We start from the raw sequence: 2,509 nt of genomic DNA on the forward strand, positions 1-2,509 counted from the left end.
GCGATGTGTCCCATCGCGTTGATCCGTTGGAGCACGGCCTTTTCGTCGTAATACGCGATCAGCGGTGCCGTCTGGGCGTGATAGGCGGTCAGCCTTTCGCGCACCGTTTCGGCGGTGTCGTCGGCGCGGCGCTTGAAGGCCGTGCCGCCGCATTTGTCGCAGGTTCCCGCGCGGGCGGGCTGCTTGAACTGGTCGTGATAGCCCTCGCCGCAGGTGGCGCAGGTATAGCGGCCGGCGACGCGGGCGACCATCGCCTCGTCCTCGACCTCCAGGCTGATCGCCGCGGTGACCTTCTGGCCCGCCGCCGCCAAGAGCCGGTCCAGCGCCGCCGCCTGCCCCGCGGTGCGCGGAAAGCCGTCCAGGATGATGCCCCGGCCCAGGTCGGGCTGCGCCATCCGCTCCTGCAGGATCGCCAGCACGATCTCGTCGCTGACCAGCTGCCCCGCCTCCATCACCGCCTTCGCCCTGACCCCCGCCTCGGTCCCCGCCGCCACCGCCGCCCGCAACAGGTCGCCGGTCGACAGCTGCACCAGACCGAAGTCCTCTTCCAGCATCCGGGCCTGGGTGCCTTTGCCGGCCCCCGGCGGCCCGAGCAGGATCACAACCGGTGCCACCGGCATCAGACCTTGTTCATCCGGTTGGCGATCAGGTCGTCGACCACCGCCGGATCGGCCAGGGTCGAGGTATCGCCCAGGGACCCAAAGTCGTTCTCGGCGATCTTGCGCAGAATGCGGCGCATGATCTTGCCCGAGCGCGTCTTGGGCAGGCCCGGCGCCCACTGGATCAGGTCCGGCTTGGCGATCGGCCCGATCTCCTGGCGCACCCAAGCCTCCAGCTGCTTGCGCAGGGCGTCCGTGGGTTCGACCCCCTTCATCAGCGTGACATAGGCATAGATGCCCTGCCCCTTGATGTCGTGCGGGTAACCCACCACCGCCGCCTCGGCCACCGCCTCATGCGCGACCAGCGCGCTTTCGACCTCGGCCGTGCCCATCCGGTGGCCGCTGACGTTGATCACGTCATCCACCCGCCCGGTGATCCAGTAATAGCCATCCGCATCGCGCCGGCAGCCGTCGCCGGTGAAGTAATAGCCCTTGTACTGGCTGAAGTAGGCTTCCTCGAACCGCTGATGGTCGCCCCAGAGCGTGCGCATCTGCCCCGGCCAGCTGTCGGTGATGCACAAGACCCCTTCCGTCGCCATCTCGGTCTGGACCTTGCCGGTGGCGGGGTCCAGCACCTCGGGCTTGACGCCGAAGAAGGGCTTGGTCGCGCTGCCGGGTTTCTGCGGGATCGCGCCGGGGATCGGCGTGATGATGTGGCCGCCGGTTTCCGTCTGCCAGAAGGTGTCGACGATCGGGCATTTCCCCTTGCCGACATGGGTGTTGTACCAGGCCCAGGCTTCGGGGTTGATCGGCTCTCCGACCGAACCCAGAAGCTTCAGCGACGACAGGTCGTGCTTTTCCACCCATTCCGGGCCCAGGCCCATCAGGCTGCGGATCGCGGTCGGCGCGGTGTAGAACTGGGTGACCTTGTGCTTGGCGCAGACCTCCCAGAAGCGGCCGGCGTCCGGGTAGGTCGGCACGCCCTCGAACATCACCGTCGTCGCGCCATTGGCCAGGGGGCCATAGACGATGTAGCTGTGCCCGGTGACCCAGCCCACATCGGCCGTGCACCAGAAGACATCGCCGTCATGGTAGTCGAAGGTGATCTGATGCGTCATCGCGGCATAGACCAGGTACCCCCCTGTCGTATGCACCACGCCCTTCGGCTTGCCGGTGCTGCCGCTGGTGTACAGGATGAACATCGGGTCTTCCGCGCCCACCTCGACATAGGGGCAATAGGGCTTCGCCTCGGCCATCTCGGCCGTCAGGTCGAAGTCGCGGCCATCGACCCAGGAGGTCTGGTCGCCGGTGCGCTTGACCACCAGAACCTTCACCCGGTCCGAGCAGTGCAAGAGCGCCTTGTCGGTGTTGTCCTTCAGCCCCGTCTTCTTGCCGCCGCGCGGCGCCCAGTCGGCGGTGATGACCAGCTTGGCCTCACTGTCGTTGATCCGGTTCGCCAGCGCGTCGGGCGAGAAGCCGCCAAAGACGATCGAATGGATCGCCCCGATCCGCGTGCAGGCCAGCATCGCATAGGCCGCCTCGGGGATCATCGGCATGTAAAGGACCACCCGGTCGCCCTTGGTCACCCCATGCGCCTTCAGCACATTGGCCAGCCGGCAGGTCTGCTCCAGCAACTGCGCATAGCTGATGTGCTGCGCCGGTTCCCGCGGATCATCCGGCTCCCAGATGATCGCCGTCTGGTTCGCCCGCGTCAGCATGTGCCGGTCGATGCAGTTGGCGCTGACGTTCAGATGACCGTCCTCAAACCACTTGATGCTGATGTTGCCCGGCGCGAAGGACGTGTCCTTCACCTTCGTGAACGGCTTGATCCAGTCCAGCCGCAACGCCTCACGACCCCAGAAACCCTCAGCGTCCATAACCGATTCGGAATACAAACGCTCATACCCAGC

Annotated in this window: 2 protein-coding genes; both read right to left on the minus strand. The window is 66.4% G+C overall.

Going from position 1 to position 2,509, the window contains the following annotated elements:
- The coding region (locus tag CXR42_RS19225; RefSeq protein ID WP_103259220.1) for an adenylate kinase at positions 1-620 on the minus strand (620 nt) is incomplete at its 3' end.
- The coding region (acs, locus tag CXR42_RS19230) for an acetate--CoA ligase (RefSeq protein ID WP_103259221.1) at positions 620-2,509 on the minus strand (1,890 nt) is incomplete at its 5' end. The genes CXR42_RS19225 and acs, both read right to left, overlap by 1 nt.

Origin of the sequence: Tabrizicola aquatica (assembly GCF_002900975.1) — a bacterium.
Lineage (GTDB): Bacteria > Pseudomonadota > Alphaproteobacteria > Rhodobacterales > Rhodobacteraceae > Tabrizicola > Tabrizicola aquatica.